At 38.8% G+C, this 15,620-nt stretch carries 16 protein-coding genes; 11 read left to right on the top strand and 5 right to left on the bottom strand.

Annotated features, from left to right (window positions below; translation table 11 throughout):
- From ABFX15_RS03600 to ABFX15_RS03555, 10 genes are all read left to right on the top strand, one after another.
- On the top strand, positions 1 to 399 hold a 399-nt coding region (locus tag ABFX15_RS03600), incomplete at its 5' end, for a group II intron maturase-specific domain-containing protein (RefSeq protein ID WP_346024139.1).
- A gap of 139 nt (positions 400 to 538) precedes the next feature.
- Positions 539 to 988 carry a JAB domain-containing protein gene (locus ABFX15_RS03595; protein ID WP_346024138.1) on the top strand — a complete coding sequence of 150 codons (450 nt, stop codon included), beginning with the start codon at positions 539 to 541 and terminating at the stop codon, positions 986 to 988.
- Between the two features lie 30 nt (positions 989 to 1,018).
- The gene (locus ABFX15_RS03590; protein WP_346024137.1) at positions 1,019 to 1,297 is read left to right on the top strand and encodes a hypothetical protein; all 279 of its coding nucleotides are present in this window, start codon (positions 1,019 to 1,021) and stop codon (positions 1,295 to 1,297) included.
- A gap of 100 nt (positions 1,298 to 1,397) precedes the next feature.
- Complete coding sequence (locus ABFX15_RS03585) at positions 1,398 to 1,934, top strand: DUF1643 domain-containing protein (RefSeq protein WP_346024136.1); 537 nt, start codon at positions 1,398 to 1,400, stop codon at positions 1,932 to 1,934.
- A 24-nt stretch (positions 1,935 to 1,958) separates the two neighbouring features.
- Positions 1,959 to 3,200, top strand: a complete 1,242-nt coding sequence (locus tag ABFX15_RS03580) for a hypothetical protein (RefSeq protein WP_346024135.1) — start codon at positions 1,959 to 1,961, stop codon at positions 3,198 to 3,200.
- A 279-nt stretch (positions 3,201 to 3,479) separates the two neighbouring features.
- Positions 3,480 to 4,226, top strand: coding sequence for a hypothetical protein (locus ABFX15_RS03575; RefSeq protein WP_346024134.1), 747 nt, complete (start codon positions 3,480 to 3,482; stop codon positions 4,224 to 4,226).
- A 313-nt stretch (positions 4,227 to 4,539) separates the two neighbouring features.
- Positions 4,540 to 5,271, top strand: a complete 732-nt coding sequence (locus ABFX15_RS03570) for a hypothetical protein (RefSeq protein ID WP_346024133.1) — start codon at positions 4,540 to 4,542, stop codon at positions 5,269 to 5,271.
- Positions 5,264 to 6,946: a DUF927 domain-containing protein gene (locus ABFX15_RS03565; RefSeq protein WP_346024132.1), complete on the top strand. Its 1,683-nt coding sequence runs from the start codon at positions 5,264 to 5,266 to the stop codon at positions 6,944 to 6,946. Before ABFX15_RS03570 ends, ABFX15_RS03565 begins: the two co-directional genes overlap by 8 nt.
- A 126-nt stretch (positions 6,947 to 7,072) precedes the next feature.
- The gene (locus ABFX15_RS03560; protein WP_346024131.1) at positions 7,073 to 8,473 is read left to right on the top strand and encodes a recombinase family protein; all 1,401 of its coding nucleotides are present in this window, start codon (positions 7,073 to 7,075) and stop codon (positions 8,471 to 8,473) included.
- Positions 8,473 to 10,137, top strand: a complete 1,665-nt coding sequence (locus tag ABFX15_RS03555; RefSeq protein WP_346024130.1) for a recombinase family protein — start codon at positions 8,473 to 8,475, stop codon at positions 10,135 to 10,137. The genes ABFX15_RS03560 and ABFX15_RS03555 overlap by 1 nt, the downstream gene beginning before the upstream one ends.
- 74 nt (positions 10,138 to 10,211) lie before the next feature.
- Here ABFX15_RS03555 and ABFX15_RS03550 read toward each other — a convergent pair whose 3' ends face one another.
- From ABFX15_RS03550 to ABFX15_RS03540, 3 genes are all read right to left on the bottom strand, one after another.
- Entirely contained in the window at positions 10,212 to 10,490 is a 279-nt protein-coding gene (locus ABFX15_RS03550; protein WP_346024129.1) for a hypothetical protein, read from the bottom strand.
- 236 nt (positions 10,491 to 10,726) lie between these two features.
- Positions 10,727 to 11,206, bottom strand: a complete 480-nt coding sequence (gene rlmH, locus ABFX15_RS03545) for a 23S rRNA (pseudouridine(1915)-N(3))-methyltransferase RlmH (protein ID WP_346024128.1) — start codon at positions 11,204 to 11,206, stop codon at positions 10,727 to 10,729.
- A gap of 12 nt (positions 11,207 to 11,218) precedes the next feature.
- A complete protein-coding gene (locus tag ABFX15_RS03540; RefSeq protein ID WP_346024127.1) occupies positions 11,219 to 11,653 on the bottom strand; it encodes a MarR family winged helix-turn-helix transcriptional regulator in 435 nt (144 codons plus the stop codon).
- A gap of 105 nt (positions 11,654 to 11,758) precedes the next feature.
- Here ABFX15_RS03540 and ABFX15_RS03535 point away from each other — a divergent pair, with 105 nt between their 5' ends.
- Positions 11,759 to 12,073: an OsmC family protein gene (locus tag ABFX15_RS03535; protein WP_428830590.1), complete on the top strand. Its 315-nt coding sequence runs from the start codon at positions 11,759 to 11,761 to the stop codon at positions 12,071 to 12,073.
- Positions 12,074 to 12,762: 689 nt separating this feature from the next.
- Here ABFX15_RS03535 and ABFX15_RS03530 read toward each other — a convergent pair.
- On the bottom strand, positions 12,763 to 13,959 hold the full coding sequence (locus ABFX15_RS03530) for a S1C family serine protease (RefSeq protein WP_346024126.1): 1,197 nt from the start codon (positions 13,957 to 13,959) through the stop codon (positions 12,763 to 12,765).
- A 790-nt stretch (positions 13,960 to 14,749) separates the two neighbouring features.
- Positions 14,750 to 15,559 (bottom strand): MBL fold metallo-hydrolase, encoded by an 810-nt coding sequence (locus ABFX15_RS03525; protein ID WP_428830591.1) that lies wholly within the window; start codon positions 15,557 to 15,559, stop codon positions 14,750 to 14,752.
- Positions 15,560 to 15,620: the final 61 nt, after the last annotated feature.

Raw genomic sequence — 15,620 nt, 5'->3', positions numbered from 1 at the left:
AGTAAGTCGGCGAAACAAAAATTCCGGAATAAACTCAGAAAATTAACTCGTCGCAATCGACCAGGCTCTTTCAAAGGTATAGTGAAGGACATCAACCGTGTAACGGTAGGATGGATTAATTACTATAGAATCGGATTTATGAAATCTTTTATGATTGAAATTAAATCGTGGTTGAACCATCGGCTAAGACAATTGATTTGGAAGAGATGGAAGAAAGTATCCACTCGATATAGAAAATTAAAACAACTGGGGATAGAACACGATGATGCACTCAAAATGGCTGGTAGCCGAAAGGCTTACTGGAGGCTCTCGCGAAGTAAAACTTTACATCGTGCGATAACAAATAAGAAGCTCGAACAGTGGAAATTAAAAGATTTAATACTACTGTATGAACGTTAGAGATATTCAAGTTATTGAACCGCCGTATACGAGAACCGTACGTACGGTGGTGTGAGAGGTCTACTAGTCAATTAATGACTAGTCTCCTACTCGATTACTCACAAATCTTTTAATACAGTTCAAAAAAGGAGAGGTTATTTTGGATTACATTCCATTCATTAAACTAAGGCAAGAGGTTGTTCATGAAACACCTATTCAAAGTAGGAAGCTTACATCCGCATTCACTGTAGCTAAATACGCCCAAGAACTAATCGGCAACTGTGACAGAGAGACCGTGATTGTATTCGGTCTAGGTACGAAATCAGACATTAATTTCATATCAACCGTATCAGTCGGATCATTGAATTCTTCACTCGTTCATCCCCGTGAGATATTTAAAGCCAGCATTGCCTCAAACTGTGCTCGGCTGATTATTGCTCACAATCATCCCTCTGGAGACATCCGTCCGTCAGATGCTGACCATAGCTTTACTCGTCGAATTTGTGAAGCCGGTTATTTACTTGGTATTGAGGTACTGGATCATGTCATCGTGTCTTCTAATCAATATTACTCTTTTAAAGAGTATGGTCATATCGAAAGGAAGGGCTAGCTCATGGACTTCTCTCAACACGCTCTTAACATGCTAAGCCAACACTTAGGACAGCCTATTGGACTAGACGACACTGGATACGAGTCATACATCTTTGAAGCCGAAGAGCTTGACAGGACAATCATTCCAGCGAATTATCAGTCGTATCTTGCAAAACACCTGGACATTATGAGTCATTCATATATATATAAAGAATTAATCGTTTTTGTACTCTATCCCCTCACTGACTCCTCTTCCAAGCAAACATTTATTGGTTTACTTCATAAAGACAAGTTATTAAGCTACCGTATTATTACAGGAGGTATTTAAATGTTCACAGCTATTCTTGTTCTGGAAATCGTTGCACTGGTTGCGACATCCGCCGCTAGGGAATTGAAAAAGAGAAAATAAACTAAGGAGTTTGATATTAATGGTAAAAGAATTAACTGCCAGCATGGCAACTAAAGTTATCGAAGAAGATTCAGGAACACATCGTTACGTATTAGAACGATCATGGAACAAAAAAGGAAAAGCAAAAATGGCCACTGTCATTACACTATACCCTAGCACAAGTGAGCTTATATTAACCGATACGACTACAATGCTCATCACTAATAATATTTATAAACTTGGTTACGATGGCTTTTTTTCAGTCAACCTATTTTCCAAAGTTAACCTTCCCGATTTCCCGTCCAAATCAGGGAGTAGACGCAACTTCAAGACTGCTTCAAATGCTACCAACGACAAACATATTCTTGAGTGTGCAAAAAATTCCGGTATAGTCATATTGGCTTATGGTAGTCTGCCCTCCAAGAACAAGCAAGTCAAAGAAAGATTAGACCACGTATTAAAGCTATTTGAAAAGAATGACCTTACGACAAAAGTTAAAGTGTTAACAGATGAAAAAAAAGAGAAGTGTTTTCACCCTCTATCTGCTCGTGTAAGAAAAAATTGGAATCTGATATAATAACTAAAAGGAGTGATACATCAGATGACCATACTCAATACGCCCAATCTCTGGAGAGAAAATATTATTTGGGTCAATGAAACAAAAAGAAGAGATCATAAGCGAAATGCTACTGTACCTAAAGAGAACTCTAAAGCTGGAGCAACGCCAGAACGGTTTTATAAAAGGTATGTACACAGCCTGATTGCTCTCAGCTTTACTAATGAGTACTCCAACATCGTGGGGGACGATTTTCTCATTGAATCACTTAGACCTGATTTAAAAGAGATCTATACTGAGCCTATTGAATCAAACTTGGATCTTCTGGAGCTTCTAGAGAAGATACCTACTCTTAAAAAGACAATCCGTACGGAAAATATATATAGTCACGTCTTTTCTGAAAAAATATTTAATTTAGAATCGAAGGCCTTAAAATTTGTACTGTACTTTATGACATCTTTTCATAATCTAGACAACTTGGCTAATGACTACCAGAAAGTTTTTACGGAAAGAAAAAAAGTCCAGTATGAATCTTGGGACAAGAAAGCGTATTTTAATCAGACAATAGCCGAAATTTATCGAGAAGATTTTTTATTTACTTTATTACTTGAGCTATTAGATTTGTCGATTAAACAAGAGAAAGGGCTAAGACTTTCCGATGTGACATCATTATATAATAGCTATTTGAGCGATACACCTACACGTGAACATGGATTTTCTTATAAGCAATTGTATGACCGTCAGTATAATCAGGCATTCGAAAAGATTACTGATGGGAGTGAAGTACCCTATTGGTATGGTGATAGTACATGGAACAAGGCCGTTGATGGAAAATTGAATGTGACATCTTCAAAGAAAGATAACCGCTCTGTGATTAACTTTTCCATTCCAAAGGATGTAACTAATTTAAACGATGATGAAATAGGATCAGCATTAGACCTTATTCTCGATCTTTTCGTTATCCAGGTAGATTTTGACTCGGTACACAATCACCTGAACAGAAAAGAGGTTGACTTTTTACCTGCTCTGGTAAAAGATGCCTTAAATATTCAAAAAAAACATAGTAAAGATCATACGTTCTATCAGATACAGAGAGAGGATTTTTACAAAAAGGAAACTGAGTTCAACTTTTCTCAGCATTTTAAAACATTATCTCAAGCAGAAAAAGATAACGAACACCAGCCACATTACATTCTTAATCCCCGTATTCCAACATTAGTGAGACAAATCGCTAACACAGTAAATGATGGGATACCGGCCATAAAATTCATCGAGTTTCTAACGTAAGTTATTTAATACCTCATTAATTATTTTAGCGCAATGAATTCCCTTAAATATGGATTCATTGCGCTATATTTTTTTTCTCGCTTTCCTAAGCTTCGATGATATTACCTGAATATTAATCAATTATATACATAGCCTCCCCATACCATAATAAATTTCATCTGTCAAATCGATTGTTGATTATTGCGTAAAAAAAGACTCTTTTATACTGAGTGTAGCTTAAATTTAAGCCTATAAAAAAATTGATGGCCATTCAATTAATAAAATTTAAGGAGAAAAACAATGAGTATGTACTACAGACAGGACACATTTAGCAAGCCAGATCACATTCATTTCGAAGGGCAGATTACTGAACTATGGGTAGATAACGGATTTAAAACAGCAATACTGAAAGTTTTGCATGGTACTAACGACTTTGGCTTCAGTACTGGAGATATTAAAGTCTTTAAGTTTTACTCTTATATATACAGGAATATCGCTGAAACAGATGTAACCGTCGAATCTAAGCTTATGGAACAGCTTATTCATGAGTATGACTTTGATGGGGAGATTGAAGATTTACTAGGGAAAAAACTTTACTTCACCTACGCAGTTACTCCTTTAGACGCTGATTCTACAGAATACGAGTTTGAATTTTTATCTGTGGAGCCAATTGATAGTCTCAGCACCTCATATTTTGACTTGAAGAGGCCGTTCCAATCCTCGGAGTTTACTGGTCAAGTAGAAGACATCCATGTTACTGATGAAGGTTTTGGTATCTTAATGAAAATACCAAATGAACGTATTCCTGGAAAGACACCAGAACCACTACTCAAGTTCTTCTGGATACCTGAAGAAGAATATTGGGATGTTGACGGTTTAATATCAATTTATAACTATCCTTCAAAAGATCGCGAAATGTGTAATATTGAAGAACTAAAATCAAGAACCGTAACTGTAGAGGTTTTAAATCCTTACAGAACAGTTGATAACTATGGAAGTGTATATAAATACAAAGAGTATGTAAACAAAGTTTGCGCCATAGAATAATCATTCAGTTTTAAAAATAAATAAGATTAGTTCGCCATAAAATTTACAAACAGCTGGCTAAAGTACTATGCTAAAGAGCTTTTTATTAGCCTTTCTAACTGCTCCTATGTGTCTTTGACCTATGTTAAGCAACTTAATATGGGTCAAAGACAATAAGAGTAAGAGGGTCATAGTAAGTTAATCACCCTGATGGTTTTCTGTATTTTCTCTAAGGAAAAACATCGCGAATTAGCTTATTACAGAAAGTCCTTGTTTCAACGTATACGATTCTACATTAAGAAAGAAAATAAACCAATCAAAGGAGTAAGGTGAAATGTATAAAGATAATATTGACTACGAGATGTACAGAAACATTCAGTTTAAAGGGAAAATCATTGCGTTAATTAACGAAGATGCATGCATAACGGCAGTCATCAAAGTTTTAAATGTCGAGGATAGTACAGGCATAAAAAAAGGAGATATTCGATTGTTAAAGTTTAACACGTGGCTCTACGATAACGACAAATCGGCTCTACCGCTATATGATACACACTTTCTTTTTCAAATGACAGAAGACTATGATTTTCTTTGCAACTACGAAACACTAATTGGTAAGCGATTTTATTTTTATTATACTGGTAAGCACGTAGAACTTAATCCAGGACTTTACCAATATCGCTTTATAAGTGCTGTTCCAATAGATGATATTAATTCTGAAAACACAGATCCCAGTATTGATAATACTGATGAAAATAATAGTTATAGACCAGACGTCATCCATCCGGTTAACAATGACGGGGACAACAGTATTGATTCCGTAGAGCACTACTCCTTATATAAGGAATTTTGGATTCCTAAGGAAACTGCAAAAATCTATGAGCTATATTCATCGTTCATTGCACAAATTGAATCATTGTCAAACAGCAGCTATTCTAAAGCATTCCGAGATGAAAAGTTAAGTGAAGTTGCTGATGAAGACTCACTTAATAAATTTTATGTCAGTAAGAACCTGAAATCTTTAAAGACCGAATCAGATTTGAATAGGTTGGGTGATACTAATGGATAAAACAGTATTGCAAGCCGAGAATTTTACTTTTGATTTAAATAAGGGAATTAGTTATTTCACGCAAGAGGGTGAGGAATACTGTTCACTTTATGCACGTATTAAACAAGTATTCATTGACAGCAACACTCAAGTCCAATCGTTCAGTCTTGAATATATAAACAAGGTAACTAAAAAATTAGAAACACAACGTGTATCTTATAGTAAGATTCTTCCTACCGGTATCATGTCACTTATGGAATACGGAGTCGATGTAACGAACAAAAATCGTGCTGAACTCAGCAATGCTTTAATCGCTAGCTTGGATTTAGCTGAAACGATTTATATCAACAGTAGTTACGGATTTGATCATTTCAATGGAACACAGATATTTGTCAGCGATCGTATTCATAGTTCACATTCTATTAATGAAAGCATACAAGTTTCACATGACAGATACGATTTAAAACCGTCTGGGACAATGGAAGAATGGCTTGACATGTACGAATCGTGTATTCGGGGAAATCCTACTTTAGAGCTAGCTGTGGTCTTTGGACTAGCTTCTCCCCTTTTGGCTTATTTAAAACAAACTAATGCAGATATTAATTCCCTTTTGATACACCTTTCTGGAGACAGTACTACCGGCAAAACTACTGCACTAAGTTTGGCTATCTCTGTAGCTGGAAGCCCCAATATCGGAGAAAAATCACTTCTCCGTTATTGGAACGGTACTTTGAACTCTGTCATGGCAAGTCTAGAAGGTGTTCACGGTATTCCTGTAGCATTTGATGAGCTGTCTACGAACGCACACTCTAATTTAACCAGCTTAGTCTACTCCTTAACAGATGGAGTAGGTAGAGCTAGAGCCAACATTGATGGCAGCCTTCGTGATGTAGGTAGATGGTCTACAGTAATGCTAAGTTCTGGGGAACTTAGCATCTACAACCGGTTGAGTCAAAATATAGGTCTAAGGGTTCGTGTCTTTGACTTTGAGAATACTCAGTGGACTTCATCAGCAGAACAAGCTGAGACGATAAAGAATATTACCTCTAGAAATAACGGCCATATTCTTCCAGCTTTTGTTGATTTTCTTTTCTCAAAAGATACCCAGTCTATCACTACTCAGTATGAGTCACAAGTCAGTAGACTCATCGCTCAAATGCCTGAGTCTAGCACAAAGCAACGTGTTGCGAGAAAGCTTGCAATTATATTGACAGCAGCTGAGCTAGTCAATGAATCTGAGATTTTACAGGTTGATACAGAAGCTATATCTGAAATCTTAGTTTCTTATGAGAACAACCACATTAGCGAACGTAATTTAGGTGCGACTGCTCTTGATAAATTGATGCAATATCTGATAGTCAATAAGCGTTCCTTAACGCGTTACGGACATAGGACTGTCGGTTATCTGGAAGGTAATACGGTCTGTATTTATCGAGATCAGCTGAGCAGCATCCTTAAAAAAGTCGGTTTTGAGGACTCGCAGATAATCGTTAATAGTTGGATTAAATCTAACGACATTATCCAAACCGAAGAGGATCGCAAAACCACTCGCAGAGTCATTGATGGAAAAAGATACATCAGCTACAAAATAAGAATTCCTGAGGCTTATGTAAACGAAGGCCTAAAGGAAGTTGTTTACGATGGGGCAATCAATGCAGAAAAAATTAGAACCGAACTTACAGATATCATGGATTAGCTCTTTTTAAAGACTAACAAACAGGAAGGAAGAACACAGTCATGGAACAAACCAATCAGCAAATTGAAAAGTTTATTGATACACTAATTGAAATTCTTTTAATAATCGAGAAAGAAGAACACAATTATGACAAGTAAGGTAGTTTTATATGCCCGACAATCAACTGACATTCAACAATCTATTTCAGCGCAGATTTCTGCGCTGATGGATTGGAATAATAAGCACTTAGGTGCAGAAGTTATTTCAAAATTTACGGATGAGCTTAGTGGAAAAAATACAGATCGACCCGGATTCATAGAAATGAAATCATTTCTTAAGGATACACAAGCTGACGCGCTTCTTGTTTGGCGTTATGATCGATTGGCACGCAAATTAATTGATTTAGTTCAGTTCCTAGATTACTGTGCCCACTTAGGTGTAAAGGTTATAAGTATCACTGAATCTTTATCTGAAGAAAATAATTCCTATGCTATGGATAAGTTTCAGATTTCAATGCTGGGTGCATGGGCAGAATATCAAAGAAAAGTAATTAAAGAAAACCAACAAATTGGCTTTCAACAAAAATACAATGAAGGACGCATTGTCTCTTCTCAAGTACCGTATGGCTATCGCTGGAATGAGGGGGAAGTGATTATTGATGAATTTGAGGCAGAAATAGTCAGGAAAATTTATGACCAGTATGCTCAAGGTTTAGGCTATTCTAGAATAGCTGACCAATTAAATGATGCAGGGCTTTTGAATCGTAATGACAAAAAATGGGTCGGTGCACGTATTCAAGCTATTCTTAAGAATGACTTTTATATCGGACAAGTCACTAGTAAGTATGGCAATAAGAATAGGCATGATGTTCCCATTATTTCAATGAACCTTTTCTACACCGTTCAGTCCTTAAGAGAAGCCAAGCAAGCTCACAAAAAATGGGTCGTTAGACGATTTATTCTACGCAAAAAGTTAATCTGTCCTTATTGTGGAACTGTATGCACACCTCAGCACACCCTTAATAGTGATAAGACCTATTACTATTATCGTTGCGCCAGAACGTCTTCTGATGGGACTAGTCACTGCAAGGGGATTAACATAAATGCTTCTGACGTCGAAAAAGAAGTCATTCAACTAATTAATCGTTTCGTCCATTCTGATGTGACTATAGAAAAGATACAGCGACAACTTGAAAAGAAAAATAGTTCTATAGCTAGAGCAAATCAGCAAAAAGAAAAAAACTTATTACAGCGGCAAAAATTAATCCTGTTGCGCTATGAGAAAGGCGAAATTAATGATGAGCAACTGTCAGCAGCTTTGAAAAATGTCCGAAAGAGAAAGCAAAAGTTGAAGTTTGAACCTCTTATTCCCGAAAACATTATAGAGCTGCTAGACTCTCAGTTGACTATCGATAAAGTCCCTACCCTCGCAGATTTTATACTCTATCAAGAGATAATTGAAAAAGTTCTGGTAAATCCAAAAAAAGAAATAACGGCTATTTATTTGACTGGTATTCCTTATAATATTTTAAAGAAGGTGGACAACTGATGATTAATAATAAATTACGAGCTGTCGGATATACTCGGGTTTCTACTAAAGAACAAGCCGTAGATGGATATTCTTTGAACGCTCAAAAAGAGAAAATAAAGCAGTATTGCGAAATGCATAACTTTGAATTAGTTGATGTCTATACTGATGAAGGAATCAGCGGTAAGGATATCGAAGGAAGAGCGGGAATACAAGATCTAATGAATGATGCAAAAGAAAATCTGTTTGATGTCGTCATCATCTGGAAACTTTCACGTATTAGCAGAAAATTGATCGATACACTCTCAATCATTGAACATCTGAACGAATTGAATATTTCTCTGCAGTCAATTTCAGAGAAATTAGACTTAACGACCAGTAACGGTACCTTCATGGTCCAGCTTATGGCCTCTGTCAATGAACTAGAAAGAAACACCTTAAAAGATTTTGTAGTGTTAGGACACAAGGCCAAAGCGAATGATGGAGAGTGGAATGGAGGCAAGGTCATCGGTTATGATAATATAAAAGGAAAGAACGGAAAGAGCAAGCTGGTGATTAATGAAAAAGAAGCTAAAATAGTAAGGTACATCTATGAAACATATTTAAATGGTCATGGCTATAGACATATAGCCAATAGCTTAAACCATACAGGCTACAAAACTAAACGAGGGAATAAGTTTAGTACCATAGCAGTGAAAGATATTCTTCTAAATCCATTATACAAAGGCCAGATTCGTTATGGTAAGAAAACTAACGGTATTAAACACCCCAAGGGATCACCTATAGAAGTAAAAGGTATCCATGAGCCTATAATCGACCCAAAAACATGGGACAAGGTGCACGAACGATGGATTATGCGGTCAAAACAACCTTCACACAACCGACTAGGTTCAAATGTGCTAACTGGATTAATCAGGTGCCCGGACTGCCATGGTCACATGGTTGTTTCAAATTCCAGCTATCGGCTCAAGGATGGATCTAGGGTGAAAAAGAGCTATTATGTGTGCGGTGCATTTAAAAACAAAGGCGCCACAGCCTGCAAAGCTAACGGTATTGAGGTAAGTAAAGCAGAAGAAAAAGTTTCTAATCGTTTCGAGGAACTAATCGACTCAGACAAGTTATTAGAACATTTAGTCAGTCAGATGCAGTCTCGTACAGTTGAAGATAAAGCCCAGCTTGAAAATCACAAATCATTTTTGACAGATAAAATAGTGAAATGCGATGACCGTATAGACAACTATAAAAGCAAGATTAGTGAAGAACCGAGCTTATCTGACGTTTGGGAGCTTGCTATATCGCGTATAGAAACCGAGAGAGAAGAGTACACTCAAGAATTATTAGTTACACAAAGAAGAATAAAAACAGAGAGTAGTTCCCTCGACATAGAGCTAGTTTCGAAACTTATGAATAGATTAATTAAAAAAATGAAATCGACTCAAACAAATCGTGAATTAAAAGAACTCTATCTCGCTTTCATACAGGAAATAAAAATGGATAAAAACAAAATGGAGCTTGATATTAAGTTACTGTTCAATGAAGCAAATATTGCAGAGTACCTAATTGACAAGCCTGATCCTGATAATTCCCTAGGTTTACCCAGATTAGATTCAAAAGATAACACATCAAAGAACCTTCCAAAAGATGGAAGGTTCTTTTTACGTCATCCAATTGAGATTTGGGTCTAGCCTATTTCCCGATTCCCCGTCGTATTAGGGTAATGAACAGCATGCTTAGTAAGCAGAAGTATGCTGTTCGCCTATTAGATGAACTTAATCAATTCTATTTTAAACTGATTGACGTTTTCATACTCTGTTACCTCTATCTCTGCTTTATTACTAGTTTGTTCTTCAAAGGCTTCTGTATCCACGATGAAGAATTGGTCCTTAATATGTTGATACTCAGGCTCTTCTACATCTACGATGGAAAGATGTGTTCTTGAATCTTCATCATCAAGATATTCAAGGTCCTTATAAGAAACAATTGTTTTATATTTACGACCAATGTCATCCGATGATAATACACTAAATGAATCCGGCATTTAATCCCTCCTCTATTTATTTAAATTTACCAAATAGAGCAGAGAAAGTCGATATTTTATTGCTGCTAAAATAAAATTAACGGCATGTTCCAGGATATTACCGCCTTTAGCCTCTCCCCGAATCCCCGACGTTTTTACTATAGATAGTCCTCAAAAGTGCATGTAATAATCCTTAGGTTAACATTTAAAACAATCTCATACATGCGCCGAATCATGTGTGATACAAATTCTTATCATCATTTATGATACGGTTCATTCCGCATAATCCGAAAGGCTCGATAGACTTGCTCTACTAATATCAGTCGCATCAGCTGGTGAGGATAGGTCATTTTTCCGAATGAGATGGTTGTGTCACTGCGCTTCATGACGGCTTCGCTTAATCCTAGTGAGCCACCGATGACGAAGACGATTTTGCTGCTGCCGTGGATCATGAGCTGTTCGATTTCTTTGGCGAAGGATTCCGAGGTGCGTTCTTTTGACTCGATCGCCAATGCAAAGACATAAGCCTGATCCGGTATCTTGGCCAGTATCCGCTCACCTTCTTTTTCTTTCACCTGAACCATTTCTGCTTCGCTCAGATTCTCCGGTGCTTTTTCGTCCGGGACTTCGACTATTTTTATTTTTGTATAGGCACCAAGTCGTTTGGTGTATTCCTCGATGCCTTTCTTCAGATATTTCTCTTTCAGTTTTCCTACTGAGACTATAGTGATATCCATAACCGACTCCTTTTAGACCTGATCCAGAATTTTCGCCAGGATGCGTTTCATTTCAAAGTATTCTTCTTCTTCAAGCTTGATTTCTTTTGTAAATGCCAGAGGGACTTCTACAATTTCCGACTCCAGTGCTTTCCCTTTTTCAGTCAGACTGACTTCGACCACGCGCTCATCCTGAAGCGACCGTGTCCGCTGGATCAGTCCTCTTTCTTCCATACGCTTAAGCATCGGTGTGAGCGTACCTGAATCAAGAAACAGTCTTTCGCCAAGTGCTTTGACGGATAAGATATCTGTTTCAAATAAAACCAGCAGCACCAGGTACTGCGGATACGTTACGTTAAATTTTTCCAGCAAAGGACGGTAGATTTTCGTAAATTGTCTTGTTGCTGCGTAAAGCGGAAAGCATAGCTGATTGTCCAGTTTTAATATGTCTAATGTCTTCTCGTTCATTCCTTCCCTACATTATAGCAATTTACTTTTTAAGTTCCTATAGTTTGACACGGATACTTTAATTGTTTGAATTCTAATTTCGGTCAAGTGAAAAAGAGGAACGATATGACAAATGTGGGGCTCGCATTATATACTGCATCATCTAAAGCGACAGACGGACGTAAAGGTCATGTCAGATCCTCAGACGGCACACTCGATTTAATTTTGCCTTTACCAAAAGGAGTAGGCGGAAAAGAAGAAGCAGGCATGACCAATCCGGAACAGCTCTTTTCTGCAGGATATGCCGATTGTTTTGACAGTGCGCTTCAGATGGTTGCACGTCAGGCCAAAAAGAAGCAGAGGAATTGGTTGATCAGGCCCACCAGGTCTGTCCGTATTCACGTGCCATCGAAGGCAACGTCAAAGTCAAGAAAACAGTAAAAGCAATCTAATCTTTTCTTATCCACAGTTTCTCCTCTTTGATCTCTCAGGCTTCCCCTGGGAGATCTTTTTAGTTTTCCACCCTCTTTCCACACTTATCCCCAAAGTTATCCACATATCCACAGGTCCTGTTCCCGTTTTTTCGAGTGATTCATACATTTTTACCGAAAAAGTAGATTGTTAGCTTTTAAAGTTATGCACAGTTTTACACAGCTCGATTTTTTCCTCTCTGAAACATAAAACCTTATAGTACCAACGTTTAAAAGATACATTTTGTTATACTAAAAAAAGTTATACACACCAGGTTTGTGCACTGTGTATAACTTTTTCAGCAAATCTTTGATATACCGGGCTTCTATTTTCCACTTTCCACACCCGAACAAGGTTATCCCGAAAGTTATACACAAAACGAGAAAAGCGGAACAAGTCAGCCCTGACACCTTCAAAAAATAGTGGGTGTGGCCCTGAATGAGCATCCTGCGCAATGGGTCCACCCATCTTTTTTTGAACGGTGTCAGACTTGTCCTTACAAGTTGTAGTGCTTTAGCACGTACAACTATTGTTGAGATCGACCGAGCGCTAGCGAGTAGTGCAGCTAGACAGTATGAATTATCATACGAAACTTATGCTTCTTTTCAAAAAAATACACAGCCCTATATATAGCAGCTGTGTATCCCCAGATTTTCAGTTTATATCATTTCTTCTGAACTACGCATGGTGATCGTTGTGGATTGCAGTTCACCATCCCGGTAGAACTCGACTTCCACTTCCTGACCAATTTCCGTATCATAGATTTCCTGTCTCAGTTCGATTCCGTTCTGAACGTCTACCCCATTGAACGAAACAATCACGTCATTGGCTTCCATTCCGGCATCTGCGGCTGCGCTTCCTGTTGCGACTTCAGCAACTACGACGCCTCCATCGATATCTTCAGGCAGATTCAGGATAGCCTGCTGCTGTTGTGGAGAGACCATGGACAGATCGACCATGCCTACACCTAGGAGCGGTCTGACGACTTCTCCATTTTCTTCAAGCTGATTGATGATATCGACCACATCATTACTTGGAATGGCAAAGCCCATCCCTTCGATTGTAGACGATGAGATTTTCATTGAGTTGATCCCGATAACTTGTCCGGCTATGTTGACCAGTGGGCCTCCGGAATTCCCTGGATTAATAGCTGCGTCTGTCTGGATCGCCGTCATTTCCCAGTCCATCTCACCATCCATATTGGTATCAACAGGTACAGTACGTTCAACAGCCGAAATAATGCCTGATGTCACAGATGACGCAAAGTTCGTCCCAAGAGGTGAACCAATAGCTATAGCCGGTTCTCCAACGGTCAGATTCCCAGAATCTCCGAATTCAGCTACCGTTGAAACTTCTTCCGAATCGATTGATAGAACGGCCAGGTCTGTCCAGACGTCTGCACCGATGACGGTTGCTTCAATACGTGTGCCGTCTTTAAATAGGACTTCAATTGCATCCGATCCTTCGATTACGTGATTATTTGTAAAGACGTAGGCTGTGTCTCCGTCCACTTTATAAACGGCACCACTTCCTGTTCCTGCCTGAAGAAGATTTTCTTCATCTTCCTCGGTCGCCTCGGTTTCTCCATACCATCCCCATGGGGTGTCACCAATACGCTGGAGATTGATGATCGATACCACCGCATCGTCAATGACATCGACCGCATCCGTGATACCTGATGAGACGTCTACACGCATTTCAGAGACGGTTACTCGTCCGTCTTCATCCACTACGCCATTTTGAGTATCTTCTTCCGGTTCAGTTGTATCGTTATCTAACAAGTCACATCCGACAAGAAAAGAGGATGTAAGCATAAGTGCTAAAAATGATGACCATTTCTTAGTTTTAGTTTTCATCGTTGTTCCTCCTACTATATAAAAGCATGTTTACTATATCACCTATTTTTGTTCAAAAAGTGAAGTATTTATTAAAAACTATCTGTTATTTTCAGTTTAGCATATTTTGTATCTTTACAGTATTATGACGGTCTTTGACGTATTGTTTCCTCCCTTATTATAATAATTTTTCTTCGGTTGGCAAGAGTGATTTTCATGAAAATCACGTCCTTTTTTGCCCTGTTTTTCAGATAGTCAGGCTCACTGTCTGCATGCCCGTCGAATGGAATTGATCCAACTTGTTAACCGCACAGGACATAACTGAAGCTTGTCTAAAAATTAAGGGGGGGGAAATGTCAGTAAACTGTTTCTACTTGTAGCTTATCCCCATTTCCATACTCGCAGCTGCCACTAGACCAGGTCTAGTTATACCTTATTCTCAAAAAGGATTCCAAACTGTCACTAGCCCCCTTTTAGCGGCACCTTAATCTATCTACGGATCTCAAACTGCAGCTAAACGCGTTCTAATGACAGCTTATTCCTACAATAGATGCTAAAATATCATTAGATTCCCCCTAACGAGACCTTAACAGTACGTCTACCGCCTGAACTATAGCTAGACGACCAACTAACGGCATCTCAGCCAAGCGACTAAATCGTAAACTAAAACTAGCCCGCCCTACACCCACAAAGCCCTTCAAGATTGGAAGATTTGAGGCACTCAAATCTGACCCCTTAAAAAAAGCACTGGACGGCAGGAAAAAAGTCTTCCATATTGTCTGGTGCTCCATAAACTCTTATTCAGTTGTTCCTAAAGGGTGAACAGGTCGCACGGTTCCACCGGATCTGTGTCGAAAAGTCTGAACCGGTCATTGACGCCTGTGTCTTTTCTGACCAGGATGTCTTCTACAGTCGAGTGTGCGATTTCCTTGACGTTGTTTTCTTTGCTTAGATGCCCTAAGTACACGCGCTTGGTCCGGTCCCCGACAATTTCTGCCAGAGCCAGCGCGCCGTCTTCATTGGACAAGTGGCCTTTGTCCCCGATGATCCGCTGCTTCAGCGACCATGGATAACGCCCCATTCTCAGCATGCTCACATCGTGATTGCTTTCAAACAGATACGCTTCTGCATCTTTCACATAGTCGCGCATACGGTCGCTCACGTAACCCGTATCCGTCAGCATCACGAACCGTTTATCGTCTTTCTGAAACGTGTAGAACTGAGGATCGATGGCATCGTGAGAGACGCCGAAACTGGAGACATCAATGTCACCGAGTGTCAATGTCTTGTCGATGGAAAAGTGATTCTTCTGTTCAACTTTCAGATTACCCAGTTTGGACTCCATTGCTTTCCAGGTCTTTTCATTGGCATAGACGTCCAGGCCATATTTACGCGCCAGGATACCGACGCCTTTGATATGATCTGAATGCTCATGCGTGACCAGGATCGCATCTAGATCTTCCGGTCGTCTGCCAATTTTACTTAATAATTCAATGGCTTTTTTTCCGCTGAATCCGCAGTCCACCAGAAGGCGGGTGCTGCCTGATTCAACGTAAGTGATATTACCGGTACTGCCGCTTGCCAGTACACTGATATTCAAGCCGGATTGTGCTGTTTCCATCATGACTACTACCTCTCCCTGCAAATACTCATTGTCCATCTTACACCATCTGTCAGCATCT

This window comes from Alkalibacterium indicireducens, from assembly GCF_039522005.1.
In the GTDB taxonomy this organism is placed as follows: Bacteria; Bacillota; Bacilli; order Lactobacillales; family Carnobacteriaceae_A; genus Alkalibacterium; species Alkalibacterium indicireducens.
Note: the sequence above shows the minus strand (reverse complement) of the source record. Positions and strands in the feature narration are given on the sequence as shown.